Annotated in this window: 20 protein-coding genes; 9 read left to right on the top strand and 11 right to left on the bottom strand. The window is 59.3% G+C overall.

What is annotated here, in order from left to right; all coding sequences use genetic code 11:
- Positions 1-27 precede the first annotated feature (27 nt).
- Together ACSBPU_RS13505 and ACSBPU_RS13500 are read left to right on the top strand one after the other, a co-directional pair.
- Complete coding sequence (locus ACSBPU_RS13505) at positions 28-174, top strand: type II toxin-antitoxin system RelE/ParE family toxin (protein ID WP_442592604.1); 147 nt, start codon at positions 28-30, stop codon at positions 172-174.
- A gap of 81 nt (positions 175-255) precedes the next feature.
- A complete protein-coding gene (locus ACSBPU_RS13500; protein WP_442592603.1) occupies positions 256-477 on the top strand; it encodes a HigA family addiction module antitoxin in 222 nt (73 codons plus the stop codon).
- A 462-nt stretch (positions 478-939) separates the two neighbouring features.
- Here the strand turns inward: ACSBPU_RS13500 and ACSBPU_RS13495 are convergent, their stop codons facing one another.
- Both ACSBPU_RS13495 and ACSBPU_RS13490 read right to left on the bottom strand, forming a co-directional pair.
- Positions 940-1461 carry a hypothetical protein gene (locus tag ACSBPU_RS13495; protein WP_442592602.1) on the bottom strand — a complete coding sequence of 174 codons (522 nt, stop codon included), beginning with the start codon at positions 1459-1461 and terminating at the stop codon, positions 940-942.
- Positions 1462-1584: 123 nt separating this feature from the next.
- Positions 1585-1902, bottom strand: a complete 318-nt coding sequence (locus tag ACSBPU_RS13490; protein WP_442592601.1) for a hypothetical protein — start codon at positions 1900-1902, stop codon at positions 1585-1587.
- Between the two features lie 798 nt (positions 1903-2700).
- On the opposite strand from ACSBPU_RS13490, the gene ACSBPU_RS13485 reads away from it, so the two are divergent.
- The 6 genes from ACSBPU_RS13485 to ACSBPU_RS13460 all read left to right on the top strand — a co-directional run bounded on the left by ACSBPU_RS13485 (position 2701) and on the right by ACSBPU_RS13460 (position 8056).
- Entirely contained in the window at positions 2701-3465 is a 765-nt protein-coding gene (locus ACSBPU_RS13485) for a hypothetical protein (RefSeq protein ID WP_442592600.1), read from the top strand.
- 162 nt (positions 3466-3627) lie between these two features.
- Positions 3628-4041 (top strand): VOC family protein, encoded by a 414-nt coding sequence (locus ACSBPU_RS13480; protein ID WP_442592599.1) that lies wholly within the window; start codon positions 3628-3630, stop codon positions 4039-4041.
- Between the two features lie 119 nt (positions 4042-4160).
- Positions 4161-5579 (top strand): cytochrome ubiquinol oxidase subunit I, encoded by a 1419-nt coding sequence (locus ACSBPU_RS13475; RefSeq protein WP_442592598.1) that lies wholly within the window; start codon positions 4161-4163, stop codon positions 5577-5579.
- Between the two features lie 4 nt (positions 5580-5583).
- On the top strand, positions 5584-6591 hold the full coding sequence (gene cydB / locus ACSBPU_RS13470) for a cytochrome d ubiquinol oxidase subunit II (protein WP_442592597.1): 1008 nt from the start codon (positions 5584-5586) through the stop codon (positions 6589-6591).
- Entirely contained in the window at positions 6591-6752 is a 162-nt protein-coding gene (locus ACSBPU_RS13465; RefSeq protein WP_442592596.1) for a DUF2474 domain-containing protein, read from the top strand. The genes cydB and ACSBPU_RS13465 overlap by 1 nt, the downstream gene beginning before the upstream one ends.
- A 32-nt stretch (positions 6753-6784) precedes the next feature.
- A complete protein-coding gene (locus ACSBPU_RS13460) occupies positions 6785-8056 on the top strand; it encodes a DUF445 domain-containing protein (RefSeq protein ID WP_442592595.1) in 1272 nt (423 codons plus the stop codon).
- Positions 8057-8191: 135 nt separating this feature from the next.
- Here the strand turns inward: ACSBPU_RS13460 and ACSBPU_RS13455 are convergent, their stop codons facing one another.
- From ACSBPU_RS13455 to ACSBPU_RS13435, 5 genes are all read right to left on the bottom strand, one after another.
- The gene (locus ACSBPU_RS13455; protein WP_442592594.1) at positions 8192-8920 is read right to left on the bottom strand and encodes an MgtC/SapB family protein; all 729 of its coding nucleotides are present in this window, start codon (positions 8918-8920) and stop codon (positions 8192-8194) included.
- Between the two features lie 132 nt (positions 8921-9052).
- Positions 9053-9244 carry a hypothetical protein gene (locus tag ACSBPU_RS13450; RefSeq protein ID WP_442592593.1) on the bottom strand — a complete coding sequence of 64 codons (192 nt, stop codon included), beginning with the start codon at positions 9242-9244 and terminating at the stop codon, positions 9053-9055.
- A gap of 80 nt (positions 9245-9324) precedes the next feature.
- Positions 9325-9684 carry an EF-hand domain-containing protein gene (locus tag ACSBPU_RS13445; protein WP_442592592.1) on the bottom strand — a complete coding sequence of 120 codons (360 nt, stop codon included), beginning with the start codon at positions 9682-9684 and terminating at the stop codon, positions 9325-9327.
- A gap of 14 nt (positions 9685-9698) precedes the next feature.
- Positions 9699-9965 carry a glycine zipper 2TM domain-containing protein gene (locus ACSBPU_RS13440; protein WP_442592591.1) on the bottom strand — a complete coding sequence of 89 codons (267 nt, stop codon included), beginning with the start codon at positions 9963-9965 and terminating at the stop codon, positions 9699-9701.
- Between the two features lie 155 nt (positions 9966-10120).
- Positions 10121-10624 (bottom strand): MarR family winged helix-turn-helix transcriptional regulator, encoded by a 504-nt coding sequence (locus ACSBPU_RS13435; RefSeq protein WP_442592590.1) that lies wholly within the window; start codon positions 10622-10624, stop codon positions 10121-10123.
- 95 nt (positions 10625-10719) lie between these two features.
- Between ACSBPU_RS13435 and ACSBPU_RS13430 the strand changes: the two genes are divergently transcribed.
- Entirely contained in the window at positions 10720-13572 is a 2853-nt protein-coding gene (locus ACSBPU_RS13430) for an adenosylcobalamin-dependent ribonucleoside-diphosphate reductase (protein ID WP_442592589.1), read from the top strand.
- 157 nt (positions 13573-13729) lie between these two features.
- Here the strand turns inward: ACSBPU_RS13430 and ACSBPU_RS13425 are convergent, their stop codons facing one another.
- From ACSBPU_RS13425 to ACSBPU_RS13410, 4 genes are all read right to left on the bottom strand, one after another.
- The gene (locus ACSBPU_RS13425) at positions 13730-14071 is read right to left on the bottom strand and encodes a hypothetical protein (RefSeq protein ID WP_442592588.1); all 342 of its coding nucleotides are present in this window, start codon (positions 14069-14071) and stop codon (positions 13730-13732) included.
- Positions 14072-14095: 24 nt separating this feature from the next.
- Positions 14096-14458, bottom strand: a complete 363-nt coding sequence (locus ACSBPU_RS13420; protein ID WP_442592587.1) for a hypothetical protein — start codon at positions 14456-14458, stop codon at positions 14096-14098.
- 10 nt (positions 14459-14468) lie between these two features.
- A complete protein-coding gene (locus tag ACSBPU_RS13415) occupies positions 14469-14963 on the bottom strand; it encodes a hypothetical protein (protein WP_442592586.1) in 495 nt (164 codons plus the stop codon).
- Positions 14964-15107: 144 nt separating this feature from the next.
- Complete coding sequence (locus ACSBPU_RS13410; RefSeq protein WP_442592585.1) at positions 15108-15371, bottom strand: hypothetical protein; 264 nt, start codon at positions 15369-15371, stop codon at positions 15108-15110.
- Positions 15372-15444 lie beyond the last annotated feature (73 nt).

The following is a 15444-nucleotide window of genomic DNA, read 5'->3' as shown; positions in this document are numbered from 1 at the left end:
TTGAACTGAGCCAGTCAGCCCGAAGATATGGATGTGCCCGGCTGGCGACTGCACCCATTGCGTGGTGCCGACTTACAAAGGCATTGGTCGGGGTGGGTCAACGGCAATTGGCGTCTGACCTTTGCTTTCGAAGGGCAGGACGCCGTCTTGGTGGACTACCAGGACTACCACTAGGAGCATGACTATGCAATGCACAATCCCCCGCACCCGGGCAGTATCCTGTAGGAGGATGTCCTGCCGGAGCTTGGCCTCACCGTGACGCAGGCCGCGGAGCAACTGGGCGTGTCGCGTGTCCAGTTCTCGCGCTTCATTAACGGCCGCTCAGGCGTGACGCCCGATCTGGCCATTCGTCTGTCCAAATGGATCCCGGCGCCTACCGCTATCATGTGGCTGCAGATGCAGGCCGACTATGATCTGTGGCAGGCCGAACATTCGGGGCGGAAGCTCGAGGTTAAGCCGGCGCATGTGCCAGCATAGGCAAGCAAAAGAAAACCCGCTAGATAAAGGCCGCTTAATCAAGCGGCCTTTTCCTTCTCTGTCTCTTACCGAGACCAAAACGTCAACTGGACCTGCAAGGCCCCCTCCTTGAAGGGGCCCAAGCCAGTCATGTGCGGTTAGCTTGAACCGACGGCTACTTTCCTGGATTATGTTGTCCGGGCTTTTGCCCGGATTGGCCTTGACCGGGCTTTTGCTGCCCGCTTTGCTGCTGACTAGACTTGTTCTGGTCTTGTTGTCCCGGAGCGTGTTGCTTCCCTGGTTGGTTGGGCTGGTTTTGAGGCATGGTTGACTCCTAGCGTCCCATTATCCCGGGTTGCTCTAAGAGCTGCCAGCGGGGTATGGCAATACGCTTGAGCATACGGCGTGCCTGATGGGGTAGGCGCGAAGGCCTGCTCTATCGGGCGGGAATAATCGTGAGTTTGCCGGAGCGGTGTGCCCCTCTTAGTCTGAATTCAGCATGCGGGCCTCGCCAGAGCATAGCGTCAAACCGATGCCAAGGCGTCCGTCTTCGCGTAAAAGCAGGTGGCAGCAATCGGCTTTCACATCGACGGTAACCCGGCCATTATTATCCTGGCCGGCGCCAGAGGGCATCTGGAACACGATGTGTTCATGCCATGTCACTTTGACCGTCGCAGCGTCGGCACCGTGTGAAATGACATCCTTGATTTTTATATCAAGCGAATAGTCGGCAATGCTATTTTTACCTGCCAGTGTGCCAAAGAGCCCGCCTAGTTGCAATATGTCGTCCTTCTCCAGCGTCACGGCCACGCTGCCTGCATGGGCGCCGTCTTTTTGAATACGGATATCGGCCTGGAAGGCGGCCCCATCGGCTATATTGGTCTTCGTCCAATCTAACATTCGTTGCGGGTCGTAGGCTCGCATCAAATCTTTAGCCTCTTCGCAGATCCCATGTAAATATCTACGGATGTCCTCTTTCGCCAAGCCCGGCGTTGCGCTGTCCATGCCATCCTCCTTGAGTGCTTTGGCATAAAGTCATCGTTTATTCTAGGACGCTGATGAAGCCGCTTCCGCCACGCTTGGTTTCAGAAGCTTACCGAAACCGACTGGATGGCATCTGTGACAGGCTCAATGGATTGAATCTACGGCTGGCGCTTGGCGCATCAGAACCGGTGCCGGCGCCAACCTGTCGATCACCCGGCACTGTGCGACCGCATTCTTTTTTCCTCTCCAGAACACCAGTACACCAATGACGATCACCACCCAGAAGATCGAGCCCTCGCCGGACCCCATCAGGCCTGCGATTAGCTCCATGGCTCCCTGGCTGCAGTTGCCATCTGTCGCGCCCATTGCACACCCAAGGGCTGCCAGATAAAAGCCAATGGCTATTGAACCAGCTACAAGGTTGGCGCCTATAATCATCAAGAGCGCTCCAAGTCTGCGCATGCTCGCCTCCGGGCAGGACTCTCTTGCACAAGTCCAGCCAGTTGCGTGCCCATCACTGCATCGAAGGTTTGGCCAAGCTGTTCCGACCAGTATATCCGGAGCCATGGCTGCGCCTTCATTGCATGGCGACTCTTTGGCCAGGGCCCCCCAAACCCGCGGATTCATTACAGTTCGATGAAGTAACCAACGTTTATCCCTAGAGTTATCCACATATTCAGTGGACAACTGCAGATCCGTAAGGCCGGCGCAGCAGTCTGCAATTCCGCCTGCAGGCACTACACCTGGAAACTTTGCATGCCGGCTTCCAGTTATGCCGATTCGTTGCGCAGTGAACTCGCCATGGCGGTGTTGTCGCGCACCGTGCGGCCGTTGTCTCGTCACGGATTTGCTCCACGTCCGAAGTTCTCGGCGATGAGCCTGCTGACATCCCCTCCTAGGTGACTAAAAGTAGCCAAATTTTTTATTGAGTGATTTCAGTTGGCTGAATGCCGCCCATCTGTACAATTTCTTGAGGAACTCGCCAAATATGGCGACCCGTTTCTAAAAATTGAAAGGAGCGAATATGCGATCCATTCTTTTGTGGCTGCTGGGTGTTCCAATTCCGATCATTATCTTGCTGGCATTGTTTTGGCATTGAGTTTCTGGCGTGTGAATTGTGGCTAACCATTAAAAGGACATGTCATGCAAAGAACCGAATCCGCTCCAGGGTATGTACAAAATCCAAGTGTCTTAAGCGAGTCCACACGTTCGGCAGTGTCATGGGGGGCTGTCATAGCAGGCGCTGTCATAGGCGCTGCGTTGACAGCGACCTTGATCACAGGAGGTGCCGGCCTGGGCTTCCTGGCCGCGTCGCCATGGCGCAATGATGGTGCGTCGGGCACCACGATCGCAGTCGGAACTGTGGTCTGGCTGTTCGTGACCCAGATCGTGGCCTACGGAATTGCCGGCTACGTGGCGGGTCGGTTAAGGACGAAATGGCCGGACGCAAGGCGTGATGAAGTCTATTTCAGAGACACGGCGCATGGCTTTCTCGTCTGGGCATTAAGCTCCGTAGTGGGCCTGGCTTTACTGGGTTCCACGGCGGCTTCCGTGGTTTCGGGTACGGCGAAAGCCGGCGCCTCCATGGCCGGAGCAGGGACGGCTGCGGTTGCCGTCGCGGCGGGGCAAGCGGGCGACAGCGATGGTTTCTCCATCGACTACTTTGCTGATGCATTGCTGCGCCGTACAGATCCCGATTCGACCGATAATCAATCCGATGTACGCGGGGAAGTCACCCGGATGCTTGGCAGAAGTCTTGCGCAGGGTGAATTGTCCGACGAAGACCAGGCCTATTTGGTCAAGGTCATTTCCCAGCGTGCGGGCGTCAGCGAATCGGAAGCGCAGGCGCGACTGACGCAAGTCAGGAAGGCTGCAGACGAAGTGGAAATAAAGGCGCGAGAAGTAGCGGATGAGGCTCGCAAAGCGGCGGCTACCTTTTTCCTATGGGCCTTCGCCTCGCTTTTGCTGGGCGCATTCGTCGCGAGCTTTGCAGCCACGTTCGGTGGCAGGGCCAGGGATTTATAGCTTCAAGCCCCGATCCTCCTTCGGAAAGAGGGCGGATGATTCTTTGACCACTGAACCGCAGGTCCGCGTATTTATTACAGTTTCTTGAAGTGCCCACGGGTTATCCCTCGGCTTATTCACATTTTGTGGGGATAAGTTCTACGAGCAGCTTAGAGCGTTCATATGTATACCCATATTCAGATAGGAGCAAGAGACTGGCCACGCCTCATCGACTTCTATGACCATGTACTGGAGCCGCTCGGCTTGCACAGAATCAACAACCGGGAATCCGCCGGGCCGGCCGGCGTCATCTGGCGTGTGCCGGAAAGACGCTGGCCGTCGTTCGTGGTGGCGCCACCGTTCAATGGCCTGCCTGCAAACTGGGGCAATGGCTGTCAGGTCAGCTTCGAAGCGCCTGCGAGGGAAATCGTTGACGCATGCTGGCGATTTGCCTTGAAATACGGCGGCCAGGACGAGGGCGCGCCCGGGTTGCGGCCGAGATATGCGCCCGACTTCTATGCGGCCTATTGCCGCGACCCCGAAGGCAATAAGCTTGCCTTCGTCTGCGCGGTGCCAGACGAAGCTGTCGTTTCTTGATGCTTCTTTTTCGCTTCTTGCAGAACAAAAACGCTTGTATTGTGTGATACCGTGTCTGTGCCGGCATCCCTGCGCACGATGGCAGCCTGCAGAACGATTACGGCCCAGAAGGAGCGATTATGGATGCAGATGCATTGATGCTTGCCCGGATTCAATTCGGATTCACGATTTCCTTCCATATCATTTTTCCGGCCATCACCATCGGCTTGGCAAGCTATTTGTTTGTGCTCGAGGCCTGCTGGCTCAAGACGGGCAAGTCCGTTTATCGCGACCTGTATGCCTATTGGCTCAAGATCTTCGCCGTCAACTTCGCCATGGGGGTGGTATCGGGCCTGGTCATGGCTTATCAGTTCGGCACGAACTGGAGCTATTTTTCTCAGTTTGCCGGCGGCATCACAGGGCCGCTGCTCGCCTATGAAGTATTGACGGCATTTTTCCTCGAGGCCGGCTTTCTGGGCGTCATGCTTTTTGGCCTGAAAAGAGTCGGTCCGGGCCTGCATCTGTTTGCCACGTTCATGGTCGCCTTGGGCACGCTGATTTCGGCAACATGGATACTCGCGTCCAATAGCTGGATGCAGACGCCGGCGGGCTTCGAGATCATCGATGGACGCGCCGTCCCGGTCGATTGGGTCGCCGTCATCTTCAATCCTTCTTTCCCATACCGGCTGGTCCACATGAGCATGGCGGCGTTTCTTGCGACGGCGCTCATGGTCGCCGCGGCGGCAGGCTGGCATCTGCTCCGTGGCAACGATAACCGGGCGGTGCGCAAAATGATGTCCATGGCGATGTGGATGCTGTTGTTTGCGGCGCCCACGCAGTTGCTCATAGGCGACTTGCACGGACTCAATACGCTGCAGCATCAGCCGGCGAAACTCGCGGCCATTGAAGGCCATTGGGAAAACGAGCCTGGCAGGGCGGTTCCCTTTACCTTGATAGGGTGGCCGGACATGCAGGAGGAAAAAAACCACTTCGCGCTGGAGATTCCGCATGTGGGAAGCCTGCTGCTCACCCACAGCTGGGATGGGCAGTTTCCGGGCTTGAAGGAATTCGCGCCGGAAGACCGTCCAAACGCCACCGTGGTGTTCTGGACTTTCCGGCTGATGGTCGGATTGGGCTTGCTGATGATTGCGCTCGCTGCCTGGGGCGCATGGGCGCGATGGCGCGGCCGCCTGTTTGCTTCCCGTGCGCTGTGGCGCTTTGCGTTATACATGGGGCCTTCAGGCCTGGTTGCCATACTGGCAGGCTGGGTGACCACGGAAGTTGGGCGGCAGCCATGGATCGTGTATGGCGTCATGCGCACCGCCGACGGCGTGAGTCCGCACGGCGCGACCGAGCTCGCAGTCACCCTGGCACTGTTCATTGTCGTATATTTCGTCTTGTTCGGCGCGGGCACCGCCTACGTGCTGCAGCTCATAGGCAGGGGGCCGGTGCCTCAGGTCGAGGACACGCCGGAAGGCGGGCCGGGCGAGCACCGCACGCCCAGCCGTCCGCTGTCCGCGGCCGACGATACTGCGGCTGCGCTACCGAAGCAGGGGTGACATCATGGGTATCGACCTGGCCCTGTTGTGGGCAATCATCATTCTCTTTGGCGTCATGATGTACGTGGTCATGGACGGCTTCGACCTGGGGATCGGCGTCCTGTATCTTTTCGTGCCGGACAAAGACGACCGCGATGTCATGATGAACACTGTGGCCCCCGTCTGGGACGGCAACGAGACCTGGCTGGTACTGGGCGGGGCGGGTCTGCTGGCCGCTTTTCCCTTGGCTTATGCTGTGATCCTCAGTGCCTTCATGCTGCCCTTGGTCTTCATGCTGCTTGGATTGATTTTTCGGGGTGTTGCCTTCGAGTTCCGGTACAAGGCCAGCGCGTCCCGCAGGCACTTCTGGGACAAGGCCTTCATTGCCGGTTCGATCACCGCGACATTCTTCCAGGGAGTAACGCTGGGCGCCTACATCGACGGCATACCGATCGCAAACGGCGCCTACGCGGGCGGCCCCCTGGACTGGCTGCGTCCCTTTCCTGTCTTTACGGGATTCGGCCTGGTCGTGGCTTATACCTTGCTGGGCTGCACGTGGCTCGTCTTCAAGACCGAGGGACGCTTGCAGCGACGCATGGTGCAATTGGCCCGCCCGCTGACCTTGGGGCTGCTCGTCGTGATCATCGTGCTCAGCTTGTGGACCCCCATGGCGCATCCGCACATTGCCGATCGCTGGTTCAGCATGCCGAACCTCTTGTGGTTCGCACCGGTGCCGGTGCTGGTCGCCCTGACAGCTTACGCCTTGCTTCGTTCGTTGCGCGACGATCCCCACGGTGGTCCTTTCGTGCTCACGCTCATCCTGGTTTTTCTTGGGTACAGCGGGTTGGGCATCAGCCTGTGGCCCTATGTGATTCCGCCGGACGTCAGCATATGGGATGCATCGGGCCCCGCGCAAAGCCAAGGCTTCACGCTGGTGGGCGCTTTGCTGATCATACCGATGATCCTCATGTACACCGCATGGTCTTACTATGTATTCCGTGGCAAGGTGAAATCGGGGGAGGGCTACCATTGATGCACAAGCCCACCAAGTCCCCTCGGGGAAAGAACGGATGGCCGGCGCGGCTGGCATGGCTGCTTGCGATATGGGCGGGCAGCATCGCCGTCCTGGCGATTGTCGCCTACGTTTTGCGCGTCGTCATGGAGTCGCTGGGAATGACCGCCGGATCCGCCTGACCGCTTGATGAATCTCACGCTTACCGTGCCACATGCCCGCTGATCTGACCAAAGAACAAGAACTCAGAAACGCCAAGATTTTCGCCTTGTCCCTGTTTCTCGCGGCGGCCACGACGTTCGTGATCACTTTGTTTTGTCCACCCAATGTCTGGATACTCGGCTTGAAAGCGGTGTCCGAAGCGGCCATGGTGGGTGCGCTGGCCGACTGGTTTGCCGTCGTGGCATTGTTCAGGCGCGTCCCCATTCCCGTGGTGTCGCGCCATACGGCGATCATTCCTCGCAATCAGACTGCCATCGCCAGCAATCTAGCTCTATTCGTGAAGGAAAAATTCCTGGACCCGGATTCGATCGTCGCGCTCATCCGGCGGCACGATCCGGCCGGCCTGATCAGCCGATGGCTTATCGAGCGGGAAAATGCCGATCGCCTGGGCGTCTATCTGATCCGCCTATTGCAGGGTGGTTTGAAGATCACGGATGACGCACGGATCCAGGCCTTCTTGAAAGATGCCTTCGATACCATGATCGACAAGCTGGACCTGACCAGCGCCAGCGCCACCTTGCTGGACTCCCTGACCAAGGATGGGCGCCATCAAGAACTGCTCGACGCACTCATTCTCCGCTGTATCGACTACCTGGATGAGCCGGGCACCCGGGAGATGATCGCTGCGCAACTGGCGCAATGGCTGAAGCGCAGGCACCCGATTGCGGAAAAGATCGCCCCTACCGAATGGCTTGGGGAAAACACGGCGGATCAGGTGGCCAAAATCGTCAACGACATCCTCAATGCCATCGTGCAGGACAAAGGCCACGAACTGCGAAAGAAGTTCGATGCCTTGACGGCATCGTTCATTCTTGTGCTCAAACAAGATCCCGAGACCGCCCGCAAGGCAGAAGCCTTCAAGCAATACATCAAGAACGACGCCGTCTTTGCGGGCTATATCGAAGACATCTGGTCTTCCCTGCGCGCCTGGCTGCAGAACGACCTGAACCGGCAGGAATCCAGCCTTCGGCTCAATCTGGGGGCGGCTGGAAGCTGGATAGGCCAGGCGATCGACAAAGACCAGGCGCTGCGGGCGTCACTGAACGGACACATGGAAAATATCGCGCGCGCCCTGGCACCGGAGTTTTCCGAATTCCTGACCCGCCACATCCGAGATACCGTGAACGCCTGGGACGCAAGGGAGATGTCGCGCCAGATAGAATTGAATATCGGCAAGGATCTTCAATATATCCGCATCAACGGCACCTTGGTCGGGGGACTGGTGGGGCTGTTGTTGTTTCTGTTTACCCGGCTTGTCGGTTGAGGGGTCAGACCCCATGCGGGGTCTGACCCGTCCAGGTCGGCTTTGGGGTCCGACCCCGCATGGGGTCGGACCCCGTTCAGGATGGCTTTTGGGGTCGGACCCCGTACGGGGTCCGACCCCCCCAGCCCATGCGTCTCATTCGGTCGTGCTGGCGCTCCAGAATGCCTGGCGTACGTAGGGCAGACGACGCAGGCGATCCAGCAAGGCGTCGAGCTCGTCGCCATCCACTGAAGTGGGCAGAAGAACGGCTTCGATTTCGACTTCGTCCGGGCGGGTGGCCGTGATTTCTATGTCGCGCAGAGGCAGTTTTCCGGCGTCGAAGGCGGCTTCCAGGCTGGCGCGTGCCTGATCGCGATGCGCCAGATCCGCCACGAGCCGAATCGAATAAGTCGCTTCCACCATGACGATGTCTATGGGCTGCCGATTGATCCGGTTGACCATCGGGCGCAGCAAGGTGTTGGCCGCGAGCACAAAGAGGGCGCCCAGAACCGCTTCGAGGAGCAGGTCGGCCCCGGCCGCGCAGCCTACCGCGGCGGAACTCCACAAGGTGGCGGCGGTATTGATGCCGCGCACATTACCTTCCTCGCGCATGATGACGCCGGCGCCCAGGAACCCCACGCCGGACACCACGTAAGCGAGGACGTGCAGGGGGCCGGGCGTGCCGCCGTGGATCTCATGGAATCGAACGGCGATGTCCACGAACAGGGCCGCGCCGGTGCAGACCAGCACATTCGTGCGCAATCCCGCCGTGCGTTGCCGGACCTGGCGCTCTAGGCCGATGGCGCCGCCCAGCAAGAAAGCCACGAGCAGGCTGGCCGTGGTGTCGATCAGCGACGGTAAACTGATGTATTGGATGCTTTGCATCCCGCCAGCATGGCGCATGTGCATGACAGGCTTGTGACATGGAGTGGTTGAGGGGTCAGACCCCATGCGGGGTCTGACCCCAAGCCATCCTGAACGGGGTCAGACCCCGCATGAGGTCTGACCCCTTCGGCCTCATCCCAAGTCTATGCCACGATCCAGGGGGCTGGCCTTGGGCTGGTCATTCTTCTTTTTCGGCGAGGGCTTGCGCCCCGGGTCGGCATGCGAATCGCGCTCCGGCGCAGCGGTGTCGGCCTGCTTGCGTGAAGCTTTCCCGCCGGCTAGCGAAATATCGGTTTCGCCCGGTTCTATCTTGGCTTGAGCCATGCTGGTCTCCTTGTTGGCGCGCACTACCGCAGCCAGCAAGGCCCATGCCTGGAGATCCTTCGTATGCCTGGCGCCCAGGGTCAGGGCTGCAGGTGGCCGTCCCGGTTTTGGTCCTGGCGATGGAAGTCGCTCATGACCTGATCCATGAATTCCTGCCGATTCAGTTGGCCGTTCTGGTTGCGGTCGACGATGGAGAATTGTTCGCGCGTGAGCACGGTACCGGCTTCGGCATTGCTAAGGCTGCCGTTTTTGTCCGTGTCGAGTTTGTCGAACGCGCCCTCCATGAACTGCCGGTATTCGGCTTCGCTGACCTTGCCGTTCTTGTCGGTGTCGAGCTGATCGAAATGCGCTTGCGTAAGGCCTTCGTGCGAGCCCTGGGCAAACGCTGCGGCCGGGCCGGCCAGGGCCAATGCGAAGGAAAGCGTGAGAAGTTTATTCATGACAGCGCGCTCCATTATTTGCAACCCATGGTGTTGCCAAGATAGCCGCCGGCGCCGATGCCGACCGCGGTGGCCGCTGTGCGGCCTCGTCCGCCGCCTATCGTGCTGCCCAGCAGGCCGCCGACGACCGCGCCGCCGATCGTTCCGGCAATGCAGTTGAACTCGGAATTGCGGGACTGCCCATGTGAGCCGGAAGGCGTTTGGCAAGCAGTGAGCGCGCCCATGCCGACCAGGGCGATGGCCGCCGCCATTCCCCTACCCAGGTTATTTCTTTTCATCATTGTCCACCCTTGGAATCATTGCATTGTTCTTGAGAATTGCACAGCCGGCGTTCACGTTCAAGAGAATGCCGGCACTGGTCTTTGGGGTCAGACCCCATGCGGGGTCTGACCCCACGCCAGCATACGGATTATAGTCGGGCCAAGGCGCTGCAAGTTCATTCGGAAGCAGGTTGACGGCGTGCTTTTTCATGCTGCGCATGCTGCAGCACTTGATCGGCTTGGCGGGTGAGCTTGTCGAGCGTTTGTTCGAAGGCTTTGAGTTCTTCAGGCGTGAGCGTGGCGGTAAGCTGCTTCTGCCGTGCCAGGCTTAGCGGCACACCTTGTTCGTAGACGCGTCGGCCTGCTGTCGTCAAGCTGATCAGGCTGCGGCGCCCATCATCGGGGCAAGGTCGCGAGCGCAGCAGCTTTCTTTCGATGAGCTCCGACACGGCCCGGCTGTTCTGGCTTTTGTCATATCGGCAGAAATCGGCGATGGCCTGTATGGAATCCGGCGCATGGTTGGCCAGGTATATCAGCACGCGCCACTGCCGCACCGACAGAGCCAGCTGGGCTTCCAGCAGGACCTCGACGCCCCGGTTCAAGCGCTGGCTGAGAACCAGCAGGCGATGAGCGAGCAGTTGTTCGGTCGGATGGACGACAGGCATATATTTAACGAACATCAAGGGTTGCGTTCATTGGTTATGATATCTTTTTACAGGGAATACACCTATGTCCGCTTGCCGATTCGCGCGGGCATAACGTACAGGATTACATTATGCAACACATGGAAAGTACAGCCATCGCATTGGCGGAGCCGCAGGCCATTTCCACCGAGGTCCTCATCGAGAAGTACGCAAAAGGCGGTGAGTCCAGCATCGATGAAGTACGCGCCCGGGTCGCCCGAGCCCTGGCCCAGGTCGAAGAACCGGCCGAACGGAAGAAGTTCTCCGAGGAATTCCTTTGGGCCATGAAGCATGGCTTCATCCCGGCTGGGCGGGTCAACAGCGCGGCGGGCACCGACCTGCAAAGCACGCTCATCAACTGCTTCGTTCAACCGGTCGGCGACTCCATCACCGAAGAGGTCGATAACAAGCCCGGGATCTATACCGCGCTGGCTCAGGCAGCGGAAACCATGAGACGCGGCGGCGGCGTGGGGTATAACTTTTCGGCAATCCGCCCAAAAGGGGCACGGGTCAAGGGAACGGGCAGCAGCGCATCCGGTCCGCTTTCCTATATGCGCGTCTTCGACCGCTCTTGCGAAACCGTGGAGTCGGCGGGTGCGCGGCGGGGCGCTCAGATGGCGGTCGTCAATGTCACCCACCCCGACGTCATGGAGTTCATCACGGCCAAGCAGGAGCGCGGCCAATTGAACAACTTCAACGTGTCGGTGGGAGTGACGGACGACTTCATGCGCGCCGTCGAAGAAGACGGCATGTTCGAGCTCGTGCATTCCACGGAGCCGAATGAAGACTTGAAGTCCCAGGGCGCTTATTTGCGCGCCGACGGCATGTGGGTGTATCGCCAGGTAAGGGCGCGCGAGGTCTGGGATCTCATCATGCAAAGCACCTATGCGGCGGCCGAGCCCGGCGTCCTCTACCTGGACCGGATCAATGCGGAGAACAACCTGTCGTATTGCGAGTCCATCGAGGCCACGAACCCTTGCGGCGAACAGCCGCTGCCCGATTATGGATGCTGCTGCCTGGGCAGCCTGAATCTCACCGCATACGTGTCCAACCCTTTCAGCGATGCAGCCGTGTTCGACTTCGACACCATGCGCAAGGCAACGAAGCTGGCCGTGCGCATGCTGGACAACGTGCTCATCGCCACGAAGTGGCCGCTGGAAGAACAGCAGCGCGAAGCGGATGCCAAGCGGCGGCTCGGCCTGGGCTTCACCGGTCTGGGCGACACGCTCATCATGCTGGGCCTGCGCTATGATTCTGAAGAAGGCCGAAGCCTGGCCGCCGACATGGCGCGCGAGATGCGTGATGCCGCCTACGAGGCCTCGGTTGAACTCGCGAAAGAGCGCGGGGCCTTTCCGCTGCTGAACGCCGACGAATACCTGAAGGGCGGCTTCGCGTCGCGTTTACCCGATGCACTGAAGCGCGCCATAAAGAAGCATGGCATCCGGAATTCGCATCTGACGTCCATCGCGCCCACCGGCACGATTTCGCTGGCGTTTGCCGATAATGCGTCCAATGGCATCGAGCCCGCGTTTTCGTGGTTCTATACGCGCACCAAGCGCATGCCCGATGGCAGCAAAAAAGACTACATCGTCGAAGATCATGCCTATCGTGTCTATCACGCGATGGGCGGCGACACGGAAAAGCTGCCCGAGGCTTTCGTCTCGGCCCTGGAGATCTCCGCCATTGATCATATGCTGATGGTGGCCGCCGTGGCGCCTTATGTCGACGCCGCAATTTCTAAGACCGTCAACGTGCCGGAGGACTATCCGTACGACGACTTCAAGGATTTGTATTTGCAGGCATGGCACAAGGGCCTGAAGGGCATCACGACCTATCGCCCCAACTCCATCCTCGGCGCGGTGCTGTCTGTGACACCAGAAGCGCCGGCCAGTGCGCCTCAGCCCATCATACTGTCCGAGCAGGACAAGCGCCTGGTCCTGACCGAGGTGGCGAAGTCTCCGCCTCTGGCCTCGCTGCGCTGGCCTTCTCGTCCGACGCTGCCGGCAGGGGCAGCGGGATGGGTGAGCGAAACCATCCATTCGCCGCAAGGCGAGTTCGCGGTCGTCGTTGCCGACAAGGACAAGGTGCCGTTCGAGGTATGGGTGCTGGGCGGGCAGCCGCCGCGCGGCCTGGACGCGATCGCCAAAACACTGTCCAGCGACATGCGCGCCAACGACCGTGGCTGGCTGCGCAAGAAGCTGTCGGTCCTGGCGCATGCATACGGCGACGGCTTCCAGATGCCCATGCCGCCTTCGGGCGACCTGGTCCAGGTGCCCAGCGCGACGGCGGCTTTCGCCAGGCTGGTGGAATGGCGCTATAACGACCTGGGCGCTCTGGCGGTGCGCGACGATGACCCCACGCCGGTGCTCAACGCGCTTTTCGCCCCCCGGGAGCCCAAGACGGGCACGGATGGAACCCTGGCCTGGGTGGCCGACGTCCGCAATCCTTCCACGGACGACGATTTCGTGCTCATGCTGAAAGAGCTGCAGATGCCCGACGGCAGCCGTCGGCCCTACAGCATGTGGCTGACCGGGGCGCATCCGGTGGCGCTCGACGGGTTGTGCAAGCTGCTCAGCCTGGACATGCGGGTCATCGATCCGGCCTGGATCGGCATGAAGCTGCGCAAGTTGCTGAATTACGCGGAACCGCGCGGCGACTTCCTTGCACGCGTGCCGGGCAGCGAAAAGCAGGCGAATTATCCTTCCACCGTGGCGTATATCGCGCGGTTGGTGATCCATCGCTACGCGATGCTGGGCATTCTTACGGAAGAGGGCATGCCGATCAACGCCATGGGAGTGGTCGCCGACGAACCCGTGCGCCAGCATATCGCCGCCAGCCCGACCATGGTCGGCAAGCGCTGCACCGAATGCGGCAATCACGCGGTCATCAAGAAAGACGGATGCGAGTTCTGCACCGTATGCGGTGCCATCGGGGCCTGCGGCTAAGCAGCTGTGGCGCTGGGGTCAGACCCCGTACGGGGTCTGACCCCTTTTCCAGGCGGCAAAGAGTCGGGGTCAGACCCACGGGTCTGACCCCTTTCAACAGAGCGGCCGAGGGTCTGACCCTTTTCCCCGGGGGGACAGCCCACGGGTCTGACCCCTTTCAATGCCTGGTGGTCTGGTTGCTGCGGTTCAGCAATCTGATCAGGGCCTGCTTGAGGCCGCTGGAAAATATCGGCACCAGCTGAGTCTGGCCGGCGGCGTTCACGAAAGATTTGATCTCGATGAACTGATCATTGAAGGCTGTGGTCTTGCGGGCATTCTTTGCGTATGCCTGCAGCAGCTTGTTGGCAGCTGCCTGGGCCTGGAAAACGCGGGCGTCGAGCTGCGCGCCGTTCAGGTTTGCATAGTGTTCCACCACGCGCTCCATGTCGTCCAGGAAGAGGGCGAGCGCATGGTCTCCTGTGCAGTAGGCTCTTTCATAGCCCCAGGGTGGTGTCGTCATATGGGTTCCCGCGGCGTGCGCCGTTCAGTTGAGGGTGCTGCGCGCGCGCTCGTCCGCCTGGACTTGCAAGATCAGGCTTTCCAGATGAGGAGACGTTTCCAGGGCCAGCACCGCTTCGCCCGGGGCCTCTTCGCTTTCCTCTAGATGCAGGGTGATGCTTTGACCTTCAAAAGCCGTGGGATTCGCCTGGATTTGAACGTACTGCTTCAGCAGGCGATCAACGGCTTTCTGGGCTTCTTGGAGCTGGACGGAAAGCGGGGATCCGGCATGCAGCTGGAATTGCTGCTCGATTGTCTTGGCGAGGTCCCAGCTGAAAAACAACAAGGCGTTCTGGCCGTGGCATTCAGGGTGCAGGAAACCCCAGGATTCTTGAGTGCTTGTAGTCAATGAGTATTTACTAACGGTAGGGCGCGCTGCGGCGCTTGATGGTTTTCCCATCGAAAGTGTAGATGTCGATTTTATCCCGATTTTGACTGGGAGTCTGCAGAGTGAACAGCCGGCCGGTGGCCGACACTTTGATATGTTCGGAGCAGGAGCCGAATTCCGGCGTGACGGTATAGCCCGATTTTTCCAGGACTACCCAGCGGTAGCTGACGGGGCAGCCGTTGTTGCCGCTGTTGACCGAGACCAGGGCGACCTGCGCCTTGGGCGTGCTGAAGGCATAGGTGATATTGAGTATGCCCCGTACGGGCGGGTCGACGTCATTGTCATCGACCCGCAAGCGGGATTCATATATGTATTCGCTGGTGGCGATATTGAGCGTGCCATAGGGCGTGTCCAGAATCATTCGGGACGGGCTGACAGGCCAGGTAGGCACCGAATTGGCCGATGCCGCCGAGCAGAGCGCAACAAGCGCCACTGCGCTCAGGCGACGAACGTATCGAAAGACCATGATGGTTCCAAATCTTTCAGTAGAGCTATGCTGGCGGAACGATGTTACGAGTCGTGGGGGCTCGTGCGCCGAGTGTAAAGACCATTACATTTCATTTTGTCGATGTGCGCAAGCGTTTGTTCCCTTTCATCCTGAATTTTCCTGCTATTTGCTGGTAAATGTCAAATAAATCAATGCCATAGATATCAGGAAAAAGTAGGTGATGGCGCCTGCCATCAGGCTGCGGCCTATCAACCGTAACAGGCCTCCGGAATTCTTTTGTGACGAGGCTAGGCGTCGTTTTCCCCACCACCAGCTCGCGGCAATGGCCAGCATGCTCAATAGGACGATCCAGGTCTTCATTTCCGCATTGTAACGGTCGCCGAGGGTGGCTGAAAGAAAGTTGCGTAAGGCTTGCGTAAGTTTCAAATTGTATTTCTATGGCAAGGCGGGGTAAAGAAGACGTCGCAACAGGCCCAGATATATCGTCACCGGATACAGC

Origin of the sequence: Parapusillimonas sp. JC17, from assembly GCF_052180245.1 — a bacterium.
Taxonomy (GTDB): domain Bacteria; phylum Pseudomonadota; class Gammaproteobacteria; order Burkholderiales; family Burkholderiaceae_B; genus Parapusillimonas.
The sequence above is the reverse complement of the archived record's forward strand: the minus strand, read 5'-3'. Positions and strand labels throughout refer to the sequence as shown.